Origin of the sequence: Pacificoceanicola algae (assembly GCF_049341065.1) — a bacterium.
Classification (GTDB): Bacteria; Pseudomonadota; Alphaproteobacteria; order Rhodobacterales; family Rhodobacteraceae; genus Pacificoceanicola.
Genome location: NZ_JBMPIX010000004.1, coordinates 22,377 through 39,095 on the forward strand (window position 1 = coordinate 22,377; position 16,719 = coordinate 39,095).

Sequence of the window (16,719 nt, forward strand, 5' to 3'; positions counted from 1 at the left end):
TTCGTCAGGCATGGGCGAAGATGTCCGTTTCCGGCCAACCCTCGAGATCCAGTATCGCGCGCGTCGGCAGGAAATCAAAACAGGCCTGCGCAAGGTCCATCCGGCCTTCGCGTTCGAGCATTTGGTTCAGCACATCGCGCAACCGGTGCAGATGCAGCACGTCTGAGGCGGCATAATCCATCTGCGCCTTGCTCAGTTCCGCCGCCCCCCAATCGCTGGATTGCTGCTGCTTCGAGATATCGACGCCGATCAGCTCTTGGGTCAGAGCCTTGAGGCCGTGGCGGTCGGTGTAGGTGCGTACCAGACGGCTGGCGATCTTGGTGCAATAAACCGGCGCGGCCAAAGCGCCGAAAGCGTTGTACATCGCAGCTATATCGAACCGGCCAAAATGAAACAGCTTGAGGATAGAGGGATCTTTCAAAAGGCGGGCAAGGTTCGGCGCCTCGGTCTGGCCTTTTGCGATCTGAACCAAGTGCGCATGGCCGTCCCCGCCAGACAGTTGCACGACACAAAGCCTGTCCCGATGCGGGTGCAGACCCATCGTCTCGCAGTCGATCGCCACCATAGACCCCAGATCGAGATCGCCGGGCAGGTCGCCCTGATAAAGATGATTGGCCATAAGCTACCCTTTCGCTGCCCGGTTCAGACCTGCAGCACATATCCGCAGGCAGAGCCGCATTCAACTCTGCTCACCGTCCGGGTCCGCCACATTTCGACGGCAGTTATCTTAAATGTGGCGCGATTCGGGCGGATGTGGGCCAAAATATGGCGTGAGCGCGCCTTGATTCGGACACATTCGATCACGCAAATGATGGGCGTGTAACATTTCGTGAGCGTCGGCACTCGCCTGTTAATTGTTCCAATTTCCTTAAAACTTTTCTGTTCCCGACTGGCATACTCCAGGTACCACAGAGGCTTTGCATTGCAAAAAATTCGCTGGCGGGTCGCTAACTCCCTCAAGAACCTACTGTTTCCCGTTTTGGCTAGGAACGCAGGTTTCGCTATCTACGCACCGCCAATTCGCCAAACGGTTGACCTCTTTTTCCCGGATCGTCGACGATAGGGAAACAATAGCGCCTCCATTGTCACCAAAGGGCACACGGCCTCCAGAGCAGGATGTGGAGTATTGTCGCTGCGCCAATCTCAATCGCCCGAAAGATCCGGGGAAAATTCGCGCCGATACGTCACGTATGCCTGATAACCCTCAAGAAGCCCAATAAAAGAAGACGTTTCAACCATAAAGTGCGCCCGAAACCCTTTGTTGACGGTGGAGGCCACTCAAGGGCATAAAGTGGAAGTCGAGCGATAAGGACACAATTTGGTCTGAATTCGCGCAATACGGCACTTGGGGGTTGGTGCTTCCACTTGGGAGTAATGGTTAGTCTGCTGAGTTTTATCCGATCGGTTTTCGGGTAGTACATCAAAGCCAAATTTCGGCGCAAGATTTCAACATCGCTTCTGCGGTGAATAATATTCTTTTGCCTGCAAATTTGATCAGCGCTCACCACGCTCCGTCTCGAATGACTTAGGAGGTCATCTTGACATTGCATCTTCGCCAGCCGCTGCCCACGGCAAGTATCGAGACCCTGATTGACGAAGCCCTTCTTTCGCGGCCGCGTCCGGCAGTGTATCGTGACCATCTGAAGCGCATTCTCGACGTCGCCTTGATAGCTTTTGTCGCCTTTCCTGTTCTGCTCATCATGATCCCGCTGGCACTTCTCATTGCAAGCGACGGCGCATCGCCTTTGTATTTCCAAAAGCGCGTGGGCCGAAACGGACGCATCTTTTATATGTGGAAATTGCGCTCGATGGTGCCGAACGCCGACGCCCTGCTTGAGGCGCATCTTTCCGCAAATCCCGAGGCCCGCGCCGAATGGAATCGCGACCAGAAGCTGAAGAACGACCCACGCATCACGCGCGTCGGCCGCCTCATCCGAAAGACTTCGCTGGACGAACTGCCCCAGTTGTGGAACGTCCTGCGCGGCGACATGTCGCTTGTCGGGCCGCGCCCGATGATGGTCAACCAGCAAGACCTGTACCCCGGCACCGCATATTACGCGCTGCGTCCGGGCATCACTGGTTTCTGGCAGACCTCGGTCCGCAACGAATCCAGCTTTGCCGAGCGCGCCGGATTTGACACCGACTACCTGCGCAAACTGTCGTTCAGCACCGACCTCGCCGTGCTGCTGCGCACCGTCAAGGTCGTGCTCAAAGGCACCGGCTGCTGAATCACTTTCTCTCTCGCCAAAGAAAGAGGCCTCGCCATCTGGCGGGGTCTCTTCATATCTCGATCTGCGCGTGCATGCACTGCCGCCCGTCGGGCCCGCGCACCCACATGTCGGTGCCATTCTGGCAAAACGTTGCCGTCTCGAAATGCAAAAGCGGGGCAGTGGCCCGAAAACGGAAGCTTCTGAGCGGAGCGGTTTTCGATGCCATTAACATCAGCTTTTGCGCCAGCAGGGGCCCGTGCACCACAAGCCCGTCATACCCTTCGACATCGCGCGCATAGTCCAAGTCATAATGGATACGGTGGCCGTTGAATGTCAGCGCAGAATACCGAAACAGCAGCGTTGAATCAAATTTCGCCTCTTCGGTTTGCTGCTCATCGCTTCGTGCCTGTGGCGGAACAGAACGCGGGGCATTGGGGTCAGGATCTTCGCGATAGACCAAATCATGCAACTCGGTCACGCAAAGCTGCCCGGCCTGAGACACCTCATGGCGCAGGGTGACAAACCCCAATGCGCCCGTCCGCCCAACTTTCTTGTCGACCTTCACAACTGTGCTGACCTTTTCCGCAGTCTCCCCGGCGCGCAGCGGCGCATGAAACGTCAACGCACCTCCGGCCCACATCCGCCGTGGCAACCCCAGATCAGGGATCAGCCCCTGGCCAACACGCGGATGCCCGTCGCGGCCCAGACCTTCCGGGGGCTGGGGCACCCAGAAATACAGCTGGTGAAAGAACGGCGGCAAAGGGCTGCCAGCTTCAATGTCCGGAGCGTCGCCTATCGCAACCTGAAACGCTCTGGCACGTGCGGGATCCATAAGGTCGGTTTGACGCTGCTTGGCCAAAGGCGCATCCTGCATGGGCTTTCTCCTATTTGCCGGACTATTCCAGCCATGCCCATCGCCGTCCAGTCCCTCGATCATCTTGTTCTGACCGTCGCAAACATCAGGAAAACCTGCGATTTCTACCAAAGCATCATGGGGATGACGCCCGAAACTTTCACCCCCGCCGACGGCAGCACCCGCTGGGCGCTCAAATTCGGTGCGCAAAAGATCAATCTTCACCAAGCCGGGCAAGAATTCGACCCAAAGGCCAGCAATCCAAGGCCCGGCTCTGCCGACCTTTGCCTTCTTTCGGACGCACCAATCGCCGAATGGCAAAACCACCTCTCTGAAAATGGCGTTTCCATCGAAGAAGGCCCCGTGCACCGCACTGGTGCCACAGGGCCTATTCTGTCGATCTACCTGCGCGATCCTGATGGCAATCTGATCGAGATTTCAAACCCGGCCTGATACCCTTAATTGGTCCGCGAAATTCCAGCGCTGCGGGGGCTGGCGCCCGCGCTGCGCCTCGGTCAGCCGCGCATCCTAAGCGCTTCTCGGCGCAACTCACCCATCAACTCATCCAATAGCTTGATCCCAAGCTCGTTGGTCAACCGGCCCTGATCATCCCATTGTTGCGCCGTCTGGGCGACCGTGACCTCCGGCCCGGTCAACAGGCGCGGGCGGAAAGGGGACAGGACCAAGCGGGCCATGTTCTGCGATCTCTCGCCTCCGGCACGCCCCGCCGCTGCCGAAACGATGGCCACGGGCTTGTCCCGCCAAGGGTTGCCCTCTGTCCGGCTGATCCAATCCAACGCATTCTTGAGCGCGCCAGTAATCCCCTTGTTGTATTCCGGGCTGGCAACGATCACCGCATCCGCTTCGGCGATCTGATCCGCCAAAGCCTGCACCTCGGGCGGGATGCCGTTTTCTTCCTGTAGGTCCTGATCGAACAGAGGAAAACGAATGTTGCCTTCAACAAAGCTCGCCTCGCCGAAACGTCGCGCTGCTTCCTGCAAAAGCAGCCGATTGGTGGACGCTTTGCGCAGCGACCCACTGATGCCTACCAATTTCAATTCGCTCATCTGTGCACTCCATGCTCGCGTTGCTGTAAGTACCTACAACGCAACAACGCCGCGGCAAGCCGCGGCGTTGTGTGAAGCCCTGTGCGAAAATGCGCAGATCAGCTGTTGGGGTAGATCACGATCTCGACCCGGCGGTTCTGCGCCTTGCCTTCCGCGGTCAGGTTCGACGCGATCGGCTGATCCTCGCCGCGGCCAATAACCGAGATACGGCTGCCCGGAACACCTTCCGAGATCAGGACATTGGCAACCGACTGTGCACGGCGCTGCGAAAGGTTCAGGTTGTAAGCCGCGTCACCATCGCTGTCGGTGTGGCCGATGACCTGAGCCGTAGTGTTCGGATAGGCCAGCAGGCTGGCCCCGACGTCGCGCAGATCGGCCACCAGAGCGGGGCGCAGCTGTGCGCTGTCGGTTGCGAACAGGATGTCCTGCGGCATGGTCACGATCAGACGGTCGCCGGTGTTGCGGATCGTCGTGTTCGGTCCAAGCTGCTGGCGCAGTTCAGCCTCTTGCTTGTCGAGCTGGTTGCCGATGGCAGCACCTGCCGCTGCGCCGACAAGCGCGCCGGCCACGGTTGCGCGGTTACGCTCGCCGACATCGCTGCCGCCAGCCAGACGGCCGGTAATGGCGCCAAGGCCAGCACCGATCAACGCGCCTTGCTTGGCCTGACGGTTGGGATCGTTTTGATCGAACATGGGACCGGTGGTGCAGGCGCTTAAGCCAAGGGATGCCACAGCGGCCAGAAGAATCGGGAATTTTGCCCGGATCATATTGCGTGCCTCTTATGTTAGTCGCCCCGACTTCATGGGGTCTTTCACTTTTGATATACAATAACATGGGTTGTTCCCGCACGCATGTCACGGGGAAATCGGCGAAGCTCCGCGCATGCAGAGGCGCTAGGCGTCTTCCCGCGCCGCCTCCCATGCGAGAATGGCGCGCTTGACGGGCAGCCCCCAATGATAGCCGCCAAGTCCACCAGATTTGCGCAGCGCGCGGTGACACGGGATCAGATAGCTGATCGGGTTACGCCCAACGGCGGTTCCGACGGCGCGCACGGCCTTGGGATGCTGTATCGCTTCGGCAATTTCAGAATAGGTTGTTACATGCCCCGACGGGATCTGCATCAACGCTTCCCAGACCTTGATCTGGAATGGCGCCCCGATCAGGTAAAGCGGCAAGGGTCCGTCCTGTTTCACCCCAAAGGCGTTCAGAACCCAAGGACGCAGGCGCATGGGGTTTTCGACGTACTCGGCCTTGGGCCACCGGCCGACCAGATCCTCCATCGTCTCGTCGGCCGTGGTTTCGGCGGCAAAGCCGATGCCGCAAATGCCCTTGTCGGTGCCCATGACCAAAGCCGGGCCGAAGGGGCTTTCGAACCAGCCCCAATAAATCACCATCCCGGCACCGGCGCGGGCATAGTCGCCGGGGCTCATTGCCTCCCACCTCAGGAACAGATCGTGCAAGCGCCCACCGCCGGAAAGCCCGGTTTCATGCGCAGTTTCAAGCGTCGTAAACCGCTGTTGCAGAAGCGATTTGGCATGGCCCAGCGTCAGATACTGTTGGTAGCGCTTCGGCGACACCCCAGCCCATTTGCTGAACAAGCGTTGAAAATGCGCCGGACTCATGCCGATTTCGCGGGCCAGATCTTCGAGCGTGGCTTGCGGGCCCAGAACATCAACCGCATCAATGGCGCGGCGCATGACGTTGTAATGATATCCTTGATCGTCAGGCATGGTCATCTCCTTTACCACAGGTTTATCCGGCAACACCTTGTATAACGACCCGAATATTGCGCATCCCGATACTGCGGGGCATAACCGCTGATATGGCCAAGCAGCTTGATTATCATACGATCCGCGAGATCTTTACCCGCTTTCAGCAGTCCGAACCCGAACCCAAGGGCGAGCTGAACCACGTCAACGCCTATACCTTGGTGGTGGCGGTGGCGCTGTCTGCCCAGGCGACCGACGCGGGGGTGAACAAGGCCACGGAAAAACTGTTCAAGATTGCGGACACGCCGGAAAAGATGCTGGCGCTGGGCGAAGACGGTGTGATCGAGCATATCAAGACGATCGGCCTGTACCGCAACAAGGCCAAGAACGTCATCAAGCTGTCGCGCATTCTGGTCGACGATTACGGCTCTGAGGTGCCCTGCTCCCGCGCCGCGCTGGAAAGCCTGCCGGGCGTGGGTCGCAAGACAGCCAACGTCGTGTTGAACATGTGGTGGCACTATCCGGCGCAGGCCGTGGACACGCATATCTTTCGTGTCGGAAACCGCTCGGGCATCTGCCCGGGCAAAGACGTGGTCGCCGTCGAACGCGCGATCGAAGACAATATTCCAGTAGATTTCCAACAGCACGCGCATCACTGGCTGATCCTTCACGGGCGCTATATCTGCGTTGCGCGCAAACCAAAATGCAAGGCTTGCCTGATAAGTGACCTATGCCAATTTGAGGACAAAACGTTATGAAGAAATACAAGGTTGTGGGCATCGGCAACGCCGTGGTCGATGTGATTTCGCGCGCCGAGGATACCTTCCTGAACCTGATGGGGATCGAAAAGGGCATCATGCAACTGGTCGAACAGGATCGGGGCCAGACACTGTATGCCGCGATGGAAGGCCGGGTTCAGACGCCGGGCGGCTCGGTCGCCAATACCATTGCCGGGGTTGGCACGCTGGGCCTGCCCACCGCCTTTATCGGTCGCGTACATGACGACGCTCTGGGCCATTTCTACGCCGATGCCATGACCAAAGAGGGGATCGATTTCGTCAACGCGCCGGTCGAGGGCGGCGAATTGCCGACCTCGCGCAGCATGATCTTTGTCTCGCCCGATGGCGAACGCTCGATGAATACATACCTCGGGATTTCTGCGGAACTGGGGCCGGATGACGTCGACGAAGACGTAACCAAACAGGCCGAGATCGTTTTCCTTGAGGGCTATCTATTCGACAAGGACAAAGGCAAAGACGCCTTCCTTCGCGCTGCGCGCACCTGCCGCGCTGCCGGTGGCCTTGCCGGCATCGCCATTTCCGACCCCTTCTGCGTCGAGCGGCACCGCGGCGATTTTCTGACCCTGATCGCCAACGAAATGGACTATGTCATCGGCAACGAGGCCGAGATCCGATCGCTGTATCAAAACGACGATCTGGATGGAGACTTGAAAGCGGTTTCGGACATCTGCCCCTTGGTGGTGTGCACACGTTCGGGCGATGGCGTGACCATCATTCGCGAGGGCACACGCACCGACATTCCCGTGGAAAAAATTGTTCCTGTCGATGCCACCGGTGCGGGCGATCAGTTTGCCGCGGGCTTCCTTTACGGTTTGGCAACGGGCGCCGACATGGAATTGGCCGGGCGCATGGGCTGTGTCGCAGCCACCGAGGTGATCAGCCATATGGGTCCGCGTCCCGAGGCAAACATGCAAGCGCTCTTTCGTCAGAAGGGCCTGATTTAGCGCCGTTTTTCACGCACCATTAACGAAACTTCTCTTCCCGTAGCCGATCGTCAAGAGTAGCCTCTCATGTAAGGTATTTTTATCGGAGCATTTTTTGACCCGTTTCATTGTCCTCCGCGACAGGTCGGGCAACTGGCGCAGACCTGCCGTTCCATCGCTGAACGCGATAGAACCCACCCGTCCGGATGAACCGGCCGAGCCTGAGATTACGACCGTAGAACTCTCGCCCAAGTATGTTGATGAGATTGAAAAAGATCCGTCTTTCCTTGGTGTGTCACCCGTCGTTCCGACCAGGCTGCTGGCGCCCGAGCCAATGGACGAGTTGCGGGCCGACGAGTTGGTGCCGGGATGGGGGCAAAGCGCCATCGGTGCGGATCGGACTCAGTACACCGGCAAGGGGGCGCGAATCGCGCTGCTCGACACAGGGATAGACACCCAACACCCTGCTTTTGCCAAAATTACACCGATGACACGCGATTATGCTGGCACCGGTATCGAAGACGCCAACGGCCATGGCACACATGTCGCAGGCACGGTTCTGGGGCGCGATATGGGCGGGATGCGCATCGGGGTGGCGCGCGGCGTCACGTCGCTGTTGGTTGGCAAGGCACTGACAGACAGCGGCCATGGACGGTCAGAAGATTTTCTGCGTGCGCTGCTGTGGGCCCGGGATCAAAAGGCCGATGTCATCGGGTTTTCACTGGCCTTCGACACCGCCGCCCATATCGAGATGCTCACAGCCAATGGCTATCCGATGACGCTGGCGACTATGGCAGCGGTTCATGCCTATCGCGGCAACCTTCGGATTTTCGAAAATCTGCTGGGTATGATGGACCCTGCGACCCGCCCACTGGTGATGGGGGCCATCGGCAACGATTGTCTGCGTACCATATCGCCGGAATTTGAAACCGGACCCGCTGCGCCGTCGGCGGCACGCGGCGTTTTGACCATCGGTGCGCTGGGCCCTGGTAGCGCCGGCTTTTCGCCAGCCCCGTTCAGCAACATCGGCCCATCCCTGATGGCACCCGGGGTTGGCATTGTCTCGGCCAGCGCAGGCGACGGTGTCCGCAGCATGAACGGCAGTTCAATGGCCTTGGCCCACGGTTTGGGCGTGGCCGCCTTGTGGGCTGAGCATATGCGGGAAACCGGTCAAAAAGTGAATGCACAGACCCTCGCAACCAATTTGGTCAGCGCGGCAACAACCGATGGATTATCGCCGCACCTGACCTTGTTTGAACGCGGCCAAGGCTTGATCCAGGCGCCGCGCAGCACCTTGGAATAACGCCCAGTTCAGTGCGCCTCGGCCCAGTTGGCGCCTTGGCCTGCATCCACGATCAGCGGAACGTCCAGTTTCACCACAGGCTCGGCCGCGCCCTGCATGATTTCGCGCGCGGCGCCAACCAGGTCATCGACCGCGGCCTTTTCGACCTCAAAGATCAATTCGTCATGCACTTGAAGCAGCATCTTGGCGGGTAGTCCCGCTATGGCCTCAGGCATCCGAACCATGGCACGTCGGATGATATCCGCCGCTGTGCCCTGAATCGGCGCATTGATCGCCGCGCGTTTGGCAAAGCCTGCGCGCGGGCCTTTGGCAGCGATCTCGGGCGTGTGGATCACCCGGCCAAACAGGGTTTCTACCCGCTTATGTTCTTTGGCGAACTCGATGGTGTCGTCCATATAAGCCTTGATGCCAGGGAAGCGTTCGAAATAGCGATCTATGAAACCCTGCGCCTCGGCCCTCGGAATGCGCAGATTTCGGGCAAGACCAAAGCCCGAAATGCCGTAGATCACGCCAAAGTTGATGGCCTTGGCCTGACGGCGGATGTCCGGGGTCATCTCCCCCATCGGCACATTGAACATCTCGGACGCGGTCATGGCGTGGATGTCTTGCCCCTCGAGGAACGCTTCTTTCAGGGCGGGGATGTCCGCCATATGCGCCAGAATGCGCAGTTCGATCTGGGAATAGTCGAGGCTCACCAGCACCTTGCCTTCTTCGGCCACAAACGCTTCGCGGATGCGCCGCCCTTCCTCGGACCGGACAGGAATGTTCTGCAGGTTCGGATCGTTGGAGGCCAGTCGCCCGGTGTTCGCCCCGGCGATCGAGTACGAGGTATGTACCCGCCCGGTTTCCTTGTTGATGTGCTCTTGCAGCGCATCGGTGTACGTAGATTTCAGCTTTGACAACTGCCGCCAGTCCAGCACCCGTGCAGGCAGGTCGTGTTCGGTGGCAAGGTCTTCGAGAATGTCGGCCCCTGTGGCATAGGCTCCGGTCTTGCCTTTCTTGCCCCCCTCAAGCGCCATCTTGTCGAACAGGATTTCCCCAAGCTGCTTGGGTGAGCCAATGTTGAATTTCTCACCAGCCAATTCGTGAATCTCGGCTTCCAGTCCGGCCATTTTCTGGGCAAAGGCGTTCGACATGCGGCTCAGAACTTCGCGATCCACTTTGATCCCGGCCATTTCCATGTCTTTCAGAACGGGAACCAAAGGCCGCTCCAACCCCTCGTAAACACGGGTCACATGCTGCAGGTGCAACTGCGGCTTGAAGGTCTTCCACAGGCGCAAAGTAACATCTGCATCCTCGGCGGCATATTTCACCGCCTCGTCCAGCGGGACCCTGTCAAAAGTGATCTGCTTTTTGCCGCTGCCGAGCAGGTCTTTGATCGGGATCGGCGTATGGCTCAGATAGCGTTCGGACAGGGTGTCCATGCCATGCCCATGCAGCCCGGCGTTCATCGCGTAGGACATCAGCATGGTGTCGTCGATCGGCGCAATATTCACGCCGTAACGAGCAAAGATCTTGGCGTCGTATTTCATGTTCTGACCGATTTTCAGAACGGCCGGATCTTCCAGAAGGGGTTTCAACGCGTCCAACGCGGCGTTCAGACCGATCTGCCCTTCGGCCAGATCGTCGCTGCCAAACAGATCGTCCGTGGCGGTTGCGCGGTGGATCAGCGGGATATAGCAGGCCTCGCCCGGCTCGACGCTTAGCGAAATGCCGACCAGATCGCAGGCCATCTCGTTCAGACCCGTCGTCTCGGTATCCACGGCCACATAGCCACGCTCGTTTGCCTTGTCGATCCAGAGCTGCAAAGCCTTCATGTCCGAGACGCATTCGTATTTTGACGGGTCGATCGCTGGCCAATCCGGCGCCTTTTCAGGTGGGTTGGCGCCCTCGGGGGCGGTGTCGGGCATGGCCGGGGCCTCGACATCCAGCTTGTCCGCAATGCGTTTCGTCAGGGTGCGGAATTCCATTTTCGTCAGGAATTCCAGCAGCTGTTCAGGCACCGGTTCCCGCACCTCAAGATCATCCAGCGTAAAGGGCAGCTCCATGTTTTCGTCCAGCTGCACGAGCCTTTTCGACAGTTCGATCTGTGCGCGGTTGTCGATCAGAGTCTGCCGCCGCTTGGGCTGCTTGATTTCTTCGGCCCGATCCAGAAGCTCTTCGAGCGAGCCAAATTCGTTGATCAGCAAAGCCGCCGTCTTGATCCCGATGCCCGGGGCGCCCGGCACATTGTCCACGCTGTCGCCGGCCAAAGCCTGCACATCGACCACGCGTTCAGGCCCAACGCCAAACTTTTCCTCGACCCCTTCGCGGTCGATCAGCTTGTTCTTCATCGGGTCCAGCATCTCAACACCGCCGCCGACCAATTGCATCAGGTCCTTGTCCGAAGACAGAATCGTCACGCGCCCGCCCGCCTCGCGCGCCTGCCGCGCAAGCGTTGCCATGATGTCGTCCGCTTCAAAACCTTCAAGCTCTTCGCAAGCAATGTTAAAGGCCTTGGTCGCTTCACGCGTCAGCGGAATCTGCGGCCGCAGGTCTTCTGGCATGGCCTCGCGGTTGGCCTTGTACTGATCGTACATATCATTGCGGAAGGTGTGGCTGCCCTTGTCGAAAATCACCGCCACATGGGTCGGCGCGTCCGAGCCGTTGTTGCCGTCGATATATCGCTGCAACATGTTGCAGAAGCCGGAAACTGCGCCGATCGGCAGTCCGTCAGATTTGCGCGTCAGCGGCGGAAGCGCGTGGAATGCACGAAAGATAAAGGCCGATCCGTCGATCAGATGCAGATGGCATCCCTTGCCAAAATTGCCCGCCATGCTCGCTCTCCCGAAGTGCTGTTCGGGGGATGGTTTGCCATGATCCGGCATCCGTTGCCAGAGACGGATTTCGACACCCTGCCTCAGGCTATCGGAGTCTTGAAAGAAACAGCGCCTGGATCAACGGCCGCAGAAGGCAGGATCAAACCTTGCCTTCAAAATCCTTGTGCACGTATTTCGCGTCGCAATACGGGCATTCAACAAAGCCGACCTGCTCGGGGATCTGCAACCAGACGCGCGGGTGCCCCAAAGCCCCTTCACCGCCGTCACAGGCGATACGGTTGCTGTCAACGATCTTCGTTTCGGGCGCCTCGATGGTCATGGAACGCATTCCCTTTTCACTGGCTTTGCACTACCTGCGTTATGGGCCAAGAGCCAAGCAGGGGCAAGAGACAGAGCATGACGCAAGACGCAATCCGCATATCCGGTCTGAAGAAAACATACGAAGGCGGTAAACAGGCGCTCAAAGGCATTGATCTGTCGGTTCCCGCAGGCTCGGTCTTTGGGTTGCTCGGCCCGAACGGCGCAGGCAAATCGACGATGATCAACATCCTCGCCGGACTTGTGACAAAAAGCGCCGGACAGGTCGAAATCTGGGGGTGGGATCAGGATCAGAACCCACGCCAAAGCCGCGCCGCCATCGGTGTCATGCCACAGGAACTCAACCTTGATCCCTTTTTCACCCCGCGCGGCGCACTCGAAGTGCAGGCAGGGCTCTATGGCGTGCCCAAATCCCAGCGCCTCACCGCGGAAATCCTCGAAATGGTTGGCCTGACCGACAAGGCCGAGGCCTACGCCCGCACGCTTTCCGGCGGCATGCGCCGTCGTCTTCTGCTGGCCAAGGCCCTTGTCCACAGCCCGCAAGTCCTGGTGCTGGATGAACCCACCGCCGGTGTTGATATCGAGCTGCGTCAGATGCTGTGGAACAACGTCCGCAAGCTGAACCGCGACCGCGGCATGACCATCATCCTGACAACCCACTACCTCGAAGAGGCTGAGGAAATGTGCGACGAAATCGCCATCATCAACCACGGCGACCTTGTTGCGCGTGACAGCACAAAGAACTTACTTGGCCAACTCGACGCCAAGACCATGGTCATCCAGCCAGATTCTCACCCCGCCACGCTACCAGAGGCCTCCGGGATCACTGTCGAAACCCGCGAAGACGGCACCCTCGCGCTTAGCTACCACGCGGCACGAACCTCAGCCGAAGAGGTCCTCGGCGCGGTGCGTGCCGCTGGCATCCGAATCCGCGACGTCCGCACCGAACAGGCCGACCTTGAGGATGTGTTCCTCTCGCTGACGCGGAGCAGATAGGCTTCATTGGTCCCAAAATATCCCGGGGGAGCGCCAAAGGCGCTGGGGGCAGAGCCCCCGACCCCCGAGGCTAGAGCCGCAGGCCGTTAACGAAATCTCCTGTGCGCCGCAGACGCCCCTTTGGATTAACCCCGGCTCAACATCCGGCCAAGATTGCGCCCGGCAAGCACGTGCACATGTAAATGCGGCACTTCTTGCACGCCATTCTCGCCCGCATTCGAGATCAGGCGCCAGCCATTCTCGGCCACGCCTTCCATCTTGCAGACGTCTCCCACCGCGCGGACATAATCGACAATCTCCGCCTCCGTGGCCTCCTGAGCGAAGTGGTCGAAACAGACATATGCGCCCTTGGGGATCACCAGAACATGGGTCGGCGCTTGCGGTCGGATATCACGAAAAGCCAACGAATGCTCGGTCTCCAGCACCGTGCTGTTCGGGATCTCCCCACGCAAGATTTTGGCAAAGATATTCTGGTCGTCGTAAGCGTAACCCATGTCAGTCCTCAATTTTCGGCCGCCGTTTCGGGCCCTAGTCAGCATATAGATAATCTGTCTTCGCGAGTTCCATCGCCTTCTCGTCCGAAATCGTCAGAAACTCGGCCAGCGCCCGCGCATTCACTTCGGGCGCATCGGCTTCGCGAATGCGCAGGAAGTTGTCAAAATGCGCGTCCCGGATCTGGTCGCTTTCGTGGATCATGTCATTGCGCACTGTCGGCAACAACCGCTCAAGCGTTTCGCGGGGCGTGCGTTCGCCAGCCAGCCCGACACGTTTGGCGTGGCCAATCAGGTATTCATCCGAAAACAGACACTCGATCTCGATCATGCGCGTCACTGACCTGTCCCGCCCGAAATCCTCCAGCAGATCAAGGTTCGCGGGGTCGATGCACACAATCAGCCGATCCGTCTCGTAATAGTCGTAGAGCATCCGCATCAGCGCCCGCCGATGCCGGTGCCTCTTGCCCATCGTGGACTGAATTCCGCCAAGGTCAGGCAGCGGGCAAGCCTCTTCATTGAACAGGTATTCGATGCAAGGGATGTTGGTCATCAAACGCACACGTTCCAGCAGACGCTTGGCCACGTGCCACTTCTTGCACACCACGATCAATAGTTCGCGTTCTCGCCCCAGCGAGCTTTCCTTTTCCCAGAACCGAGAGGCAAACCTCCGCCCGATCCGGCCCTTTTCGGTCAGGAATTTGTACAGCGACCGCCCTTCGTTCGAAATCTGGAACCGCACCCCTTCCGAGGCATAGAGCACCCCCAATCGTCGGCGCAGTTCCGTCGCATCGGGGCTGATCTTGCGGGCGAACAGGAAATCCTGACTCAGCAACAGATCGTAGTGATCGTTGTAAAACGTCACCGGCATCCCGTAATCCGAGAACATCAAAAAGGTCAGCGTCCTGCTGTCGATTTCATGTGCGGGCACCAGATGCCGCACGAGCGTCTGAAAAAATGTCTCATCCGGAATCCAGGTGGTCCGGAAGAATTTCATCACATCGCGGCGCTTGCGGGTGAAATCAAGGATCCACTCGATCGTCCGACGGCGCAGGCACCACCATTGGCTGCCGATCATCACTTCAAGATCTTCGGGGATCTTCCGCGTCAAGCCCAGACGCCGCTGGGTTTCGAACATCGTATAAAACCGCCGTTTCTGGCTGCGTTCGTTGAACCAGTGGCGATAGATCAGACGTTCTTCTTTCCAGCCAGTCTTGATCCACTCCGACTGAAAATAATCAAAGCTTTCAATGTAGTCGCAATCACGCCGGTCCAGAAATTCATGCGCGTATTCGGCTGATTTGATCGCCATGCAATCACCAGACAGCATGTAAAAATGCGTCGCGCGAGGAAAGCGTTCGACCGCCGCCTCAACCGCGTGCAGCGTCGCCTGAACCAAGCTCCATTCGCCCCAACCGCATTTGATCCGCTTCTTGGCAAAGGTCACGTTGGGATTGTCTGCCAGCGCCGCACGGATTTTCCGGTAGGCCGCATTTGGCGCACGGCCGTCGAAATGGATCGACATATAGTCGCCCACGGCCGTCAAACTCTGCGCCTGCTTGATGATGGCGTCAGGATCTTTGTGACACAAAAGAATGAAGGCAATTTTTGCCATTCCGGAAACGAGCCGCCCTACTTTTGCCAGATTGTTTATGTGATAAGGGTGAACGTGCGTTGAATAAACCTGCTTTCTTTGCTTTTTTTAAGGGAATTTCGTCTCAGATCGAGAGTAAAGCAGATCGTTTGGAGGGGTGTTCATGGGGTTCCCAGGCACTTGGATGACAGAAAGTCAGAGTGTTGTTTACAGAGTTGTGCCCAAATGTGCCTGTTCGACCATCGGTCAGATCATGTATTATTCGGATCACGGCGAATTTTTCGACGGTGACATCCACGATGCCACCGAAGGCATGCACAAATGGGCCATCGAAGAAAGCCAGCCGGCGATCAAGGCCAACGTAAAGACGCGCACATCTTATACTTTTACCTGTGTCCGCAATCCCTACACCCGGATCTTATCCTCGTTTTTCGACAAGATTTGCGGTATTCAGCGCAATGGCAAACGCTACCGCGGCAACCTTGTGCCTTTGTTGATCCAGAAATACGGGATCGAGGTTGGCGGCAAGGACGGTAAGGATGAGTTTGACCAGATCAAAAGCTTTCGCCGCTTTTTGCTGTTCACCCGCGACACCATTCGCTGGCGGCGTCCGATGGAGCCTGACATCCATTGGAGCGCCATGTCAGGGCACGTCAGCACCTTTATCGTGAATGGCGGGCGCTATAACAAAATATTCTGGACCGAGCAGTTCAACGACGGCATGCAACAGGTTCTGGACAGCATCCAAACGCCGCATCAGGTCGATCTCGCGAACATTCCGCGCTTTAACGAATCCGAAGGCCACGGCCCCAAGCGTCTCCACCCGGTCGAAGACTATTTCGACGATCTGTCGATGCACCTTATGAAGGAAATCTATCACCGGGATTTTGCGCTGTTCAAATACGACTTCGACAACCCGGGGAACAAGATGCCCATCGGGCCGATTGATCTGGACGAGATTCACGCCAAACTGGGCGACTGATCAGGCAACTCGTCCGCGTCCCGCTTTGGCAAGGGCAAGTCCAGATATCCGCAGACCGCGCGATAGGCGCGCTCGGCCAGAGCATCCGTGTCGGTTTCGCCAGCTGCCAGCGCGGCGTGGACCATGCCCGCCGTCATGCCGGACAGATCGGTGGCTGCGGTCTCGGGCTCGGGCACGTAGTGATTGGACAGAACCTCGGTCAGTTGCGCGTGGACCAATGCCTTTGACTGCCGCGTTTCTCCATCCAAGGGCAGGGTTTTCTCGGCCTCTTCAAGAATCCGCGACAGTTTTGGCGCCCTTGCATGGTGCCGGATCGAGGCTTTGAGGATAATCCAGACAGTTGCCTGCAAATCCTTCCCGTCACAGCGCCGCATCGCGTCAGCAATATCTTCGCGCATCTGAGCCATTTGGCGGCGCACCAATTCGGCTGCTATGGCGTCCTTGTTCGGAAAATACTGATAAAGCGATCCGATACTGACCCCGGCCCGCTCGGCCACCAAATTGGTGGTCAGCGCCGCCATTCCGCCATGCTCCAAAACCTGAGCCGCCGCGGTCACGATCGCCTCATACGAGGCGCGCGACCGGCTTTGGAGCGGTGTTTTGCGAGGCATGAGAGGAGGATCGACAGCCATGAGGAATGCGAGTTTGAAACCT

General features: G+C 58.4%; 17 protein-coding genes. 7 read left to right on the forward strand and 10 right to left on the reverse strand.

Going from position 1 to position 16,719, the window contains the following annotated elements; all coding sequences use genetic code 11:
- Positions 1 to 4 precede the first annotated feature (4 nt).
- Positions 5 to 619 carry a ribonuclease D gene (locus ACOYQJ_RS07230; RefSeq protein WP_422905345.1) on the reverse strand — a complete coding sequence of 205 codons (615 nt, stop codon included), beginning with the start codon at positions 617 to 619 and terminating at the stop codon, positions 5 to 7.
- 919 nt (positions 620 to 1,538) lie between these two features.
- On the opposite strand from ACOYQJ_RS07230, the gene ACOYQJ_RS07235 reads away from it, so the two are divergent.
- On the forward strand, positions 1,539 to 2,228 hold the full coding sequence (locus ACOYQJ_RS07235; RefSeq protein WP_422905346.1) for a sugar transferase: 690 nt from the start codon (positions 1,539 to 1,541) through the stop codon (positions 2,226 to 2,228).
- Positions 2,229 to 2,280: 52 nt separating this feature from the next.
- On the opposite strand, the gene ACOYQJ_RS07240 is transcribed toward ACOYQJ_RS07235, so the two are convergent.
- A complete protein-coding gene (locus tag ACOYQJ_RS07240) occupies positions 2,281 to 3,084 on the reverse strand; it encodes an HTD2 family dehydratase (RefSeq protein ID WP_422905347.1) in 804 nt (267 codons plus the stop codon).
- Positions 3,085 to 3,117: 33 nt separating this feature from the next.
- Here ACOYQJ_RS07240 and ACOYQJ_RS07245 point away from each other — a divergent pair, with 33 nt between their 5' ends.
- On the forward strand, positions 3,118 to 3,516 hold the full coding sequence (locus tag ACOYQJ_RS07245; RefSeq protein WP_422905348.1) for a VOC family protein: 399 nt from the start codon (positions 3,118 to 3,120) through the stop codon (positions 3,514 to 3,516).
- A 62-nt stretch (positions 3,517 to 3,578) separates the two neighbouring features.
- Here the strand turns inward: ACOYQJ_RS07245 and ACOYQJ_RS07250 are convergent, their stop codons facing one another.
- The 3 genes from ACOYQJ_RS07250 to ACOYQJ_RS07260 all read right to left on the reverse strand — a co-directional run bounded on the left by ACOYQJ_RS07250 (position 3,579) and on the right by ACOYQJ_RS07260 (position 5,860).
- The gene (locus ACOYQJ_RS07250; RefSeq protein ID WP_422905349.1) at positions 3,579 to 4,130 is read right to left on the reverse strand and encodes an NADPH-dependent FMN reductase; all 552 of its coding nucleotides are present in this window, start codon (positions 4,128 to 4,130) and stop codon (positions 3,579 to 3,581) included.
- A 98-nt stretch (positions 4,131 to 4,228) separates the two neighbouring features.
- A complete protein-coding gene (locus ACOYQJ_RS07255) occupies positions 4,229 to 4,897 on the reverse strand; it encodes a YiaD family glycine zipper/OmpA-like lipoprotein (RefSeq protein ID WP_422905350.1) in 669 nt (222 codons plus the stop codon).
- Between the two features lie 126 nt (positions 4,898 to 5,023).
- Positions 5,024 to 5,860 (reverse strand): methylated-DNA--[protein]-cysteine S-methyltransferase, encoded by an 837-nt coding sequence (locus ACOYQJ_RS07260; protein ID WP_422905351.1) that lies wholly within the window; start codon positions 5,858 to 5,860, stop codon positions 5,024 to 5,026.
- Between the two features lie 92 nt (positions 5,861 to 5,952).
- On the opposite strand from ACOYQJ_RS07260, the gene nth reads away from it, so the two are divergent.
- The 3 genes from nth to ACOYQJ_RS07275 all read left to right on the forward strand — a co-directional run bounded on the left by nth (position 5,953) and on the right by ACOYQJ_RS07275 (position 8,865).
- The gene (nth, locus tag ACOYQJ_RS07265) at positions 5,953 to 6,597 is read left to right on the forward strand and encodes an endonuclease III (RefSeq protein ID WP_422905352.1); all 645 of its coding nucleotides are present in this window, start codon (positions 5,953 to 5,955) and stop codon (positions 6,595 to 6,597) included.
- The gene (locus ACOYQJ_RS07270; protein ID WP_422905353.1) at positions 6,594 to 7,583 is read left to right on the forward strand and encodes an adenosine kinase; all 990 of its coding nucleotides are present in this window, start codon (positions 6,594 to 6,596) and stop codon (positions 7,581 to 7,583) included. The genes nth and ACOYQJ_RS07270 overlap by 4 nt, the downstream gene beginning before the upstream one ends.
- Before the next feature lie 94 nt (positions 7,584 to 7,677).
- Positions 7,678 to 8,865: a S8 family serine peptidase gene (locus ACOYQJ_RS07275; RefSeq protein WP_422905354.1), complete on the forward strand. Its 1,188-nt coding sequence runs from the start codon at positions 7,678 to 7,680 to the stop codon at positions 8,863 to 8,865.
- Between the two features lie 8 nt (positions 8,866 to 8,873).
- Here ACOYQJ_RS07275 and polA read toward each other — a convergent pair whose 3' ends face one another.
- Together polA and ACOYQJ_RS07285 are read right to left on the reverse strand one after the other, a co-directional pair.
- A complete protein-coding gene (polA, locus tag ACOYQJ_RS07280) occupies positions 8,874 to 11,681 on the reverse strand; it encodes a DNA polymerase I (RefSeq protein WP_422905355.1) in 2,808 nt (935 codons plus the stop codon).
- A gap of 142 nt (positions 11,682 to 11,823) precedes the next feature.
- Positions 11,824 to 12,003 carry a zinc-finger domain-containing protein gene (locus tag ACOYQJ_RS07285; RefSeq protein ID WP_422905700.1) on the reverse strand — a complete coding sequence of 60 codons (180 nt, stop codon included), beginning with the start codon at positions 12,001 to 12,003 and terminating at the stop codon, positions 11,824 to 11,826.
- A gap of 77 nt (positions 12,004 to 12,080) precedes the next feature.
- On the opposite strand from ACOYQJ_RS07285, the gene ACOYQJ_RS07290 reads away from it, so the two are divergent.
- On the forward strand, positions 12,081 to 12,998 hold the full coding sequence (locus tag ACOYQJ_RS07290) for an ABC transporter ATP-binding protein (RefSeq protein WP_422905356.1): 918 nt from the start codon (positions 12,081 to 12,083) through the stop codon (positions 12,996 to 12,998).
- Between the two features lie 125 nt (positions 12,999 to 13,123).
- Here ACOYQJ_RS07290 and ACOYQJ_RS07295 read toward each other — a convergent pair whose 3' ends face one another.
- Both ACOYQJ_RS07295 and ACOYQJ_RS07300 read right to left on the reverse strand, forming a co-directional pair.
- Positions 13,124 to 13,492: a histidine triad nucleotide-binding protein gene (locus ACOYQJ_RS07295; protein ID WP_422905357.1), complete on the reverse strand. Its 369-nt coding sequence runs from the start codon at positions 13,490 to 13,492 to the stop codon at positions 13,124 to 13,126.
- 34 nt (positions 13,493 to 13,526) lie between these two features.
- Positions 13,527 to 15,104, reverse strand: a complete 1,578-nt coding sequence (locus ACOYQJ_RS07300; protein WP_422905358.1) for a DUF5928 domain-containing protein — start codon at positions 15,102 to 15,104, stop codon at positions 13,527 to 13,529.
- 142 nt (positions 15,105 to 15,246) lie between these two features.
- Here ACOYQJ_RS07300 and ACOYQJ_RS07305 point away from each other — a divergent pair, with 142 nt between their 5' ends.
- The gene (locus ACOYQJ_RS07305) at positions 15,247 to 16,065 is read left to right on the forward strand and encodes a sulfotransferase family protein (RefSeq protein WP_422905359.1); all 819 of its coding nucleotides are present in this window, start codon (positions 15,247 to 15,249) and stop codon (positions 16,063 to 16,065) included.
- Here ACOYQJ_RS07305 and ACOYQJ_RS07310 read toward each other — a convergent pair.
- The gene (locus ACOYQJ_RS07310; RefSeq protein WP_422905360.1) at positions 16,044 to 16,676 is read right to left on the reverse strand and encodes a TetR/AcrR family transcriptional regulator; all 633 of its coding nucleotides are present in this window, start codon (positions 16,674 to 16,676) and stop codon (positions 16,044 to 16,046) included. The genes ACOYQJ_RS07305 and ACOYQJ_RS07310 overlap by 22 nt on opposite strands.
- Between the last annotated feature and the right edge of the window lie 43 nt (positions 16,677 to 16,719).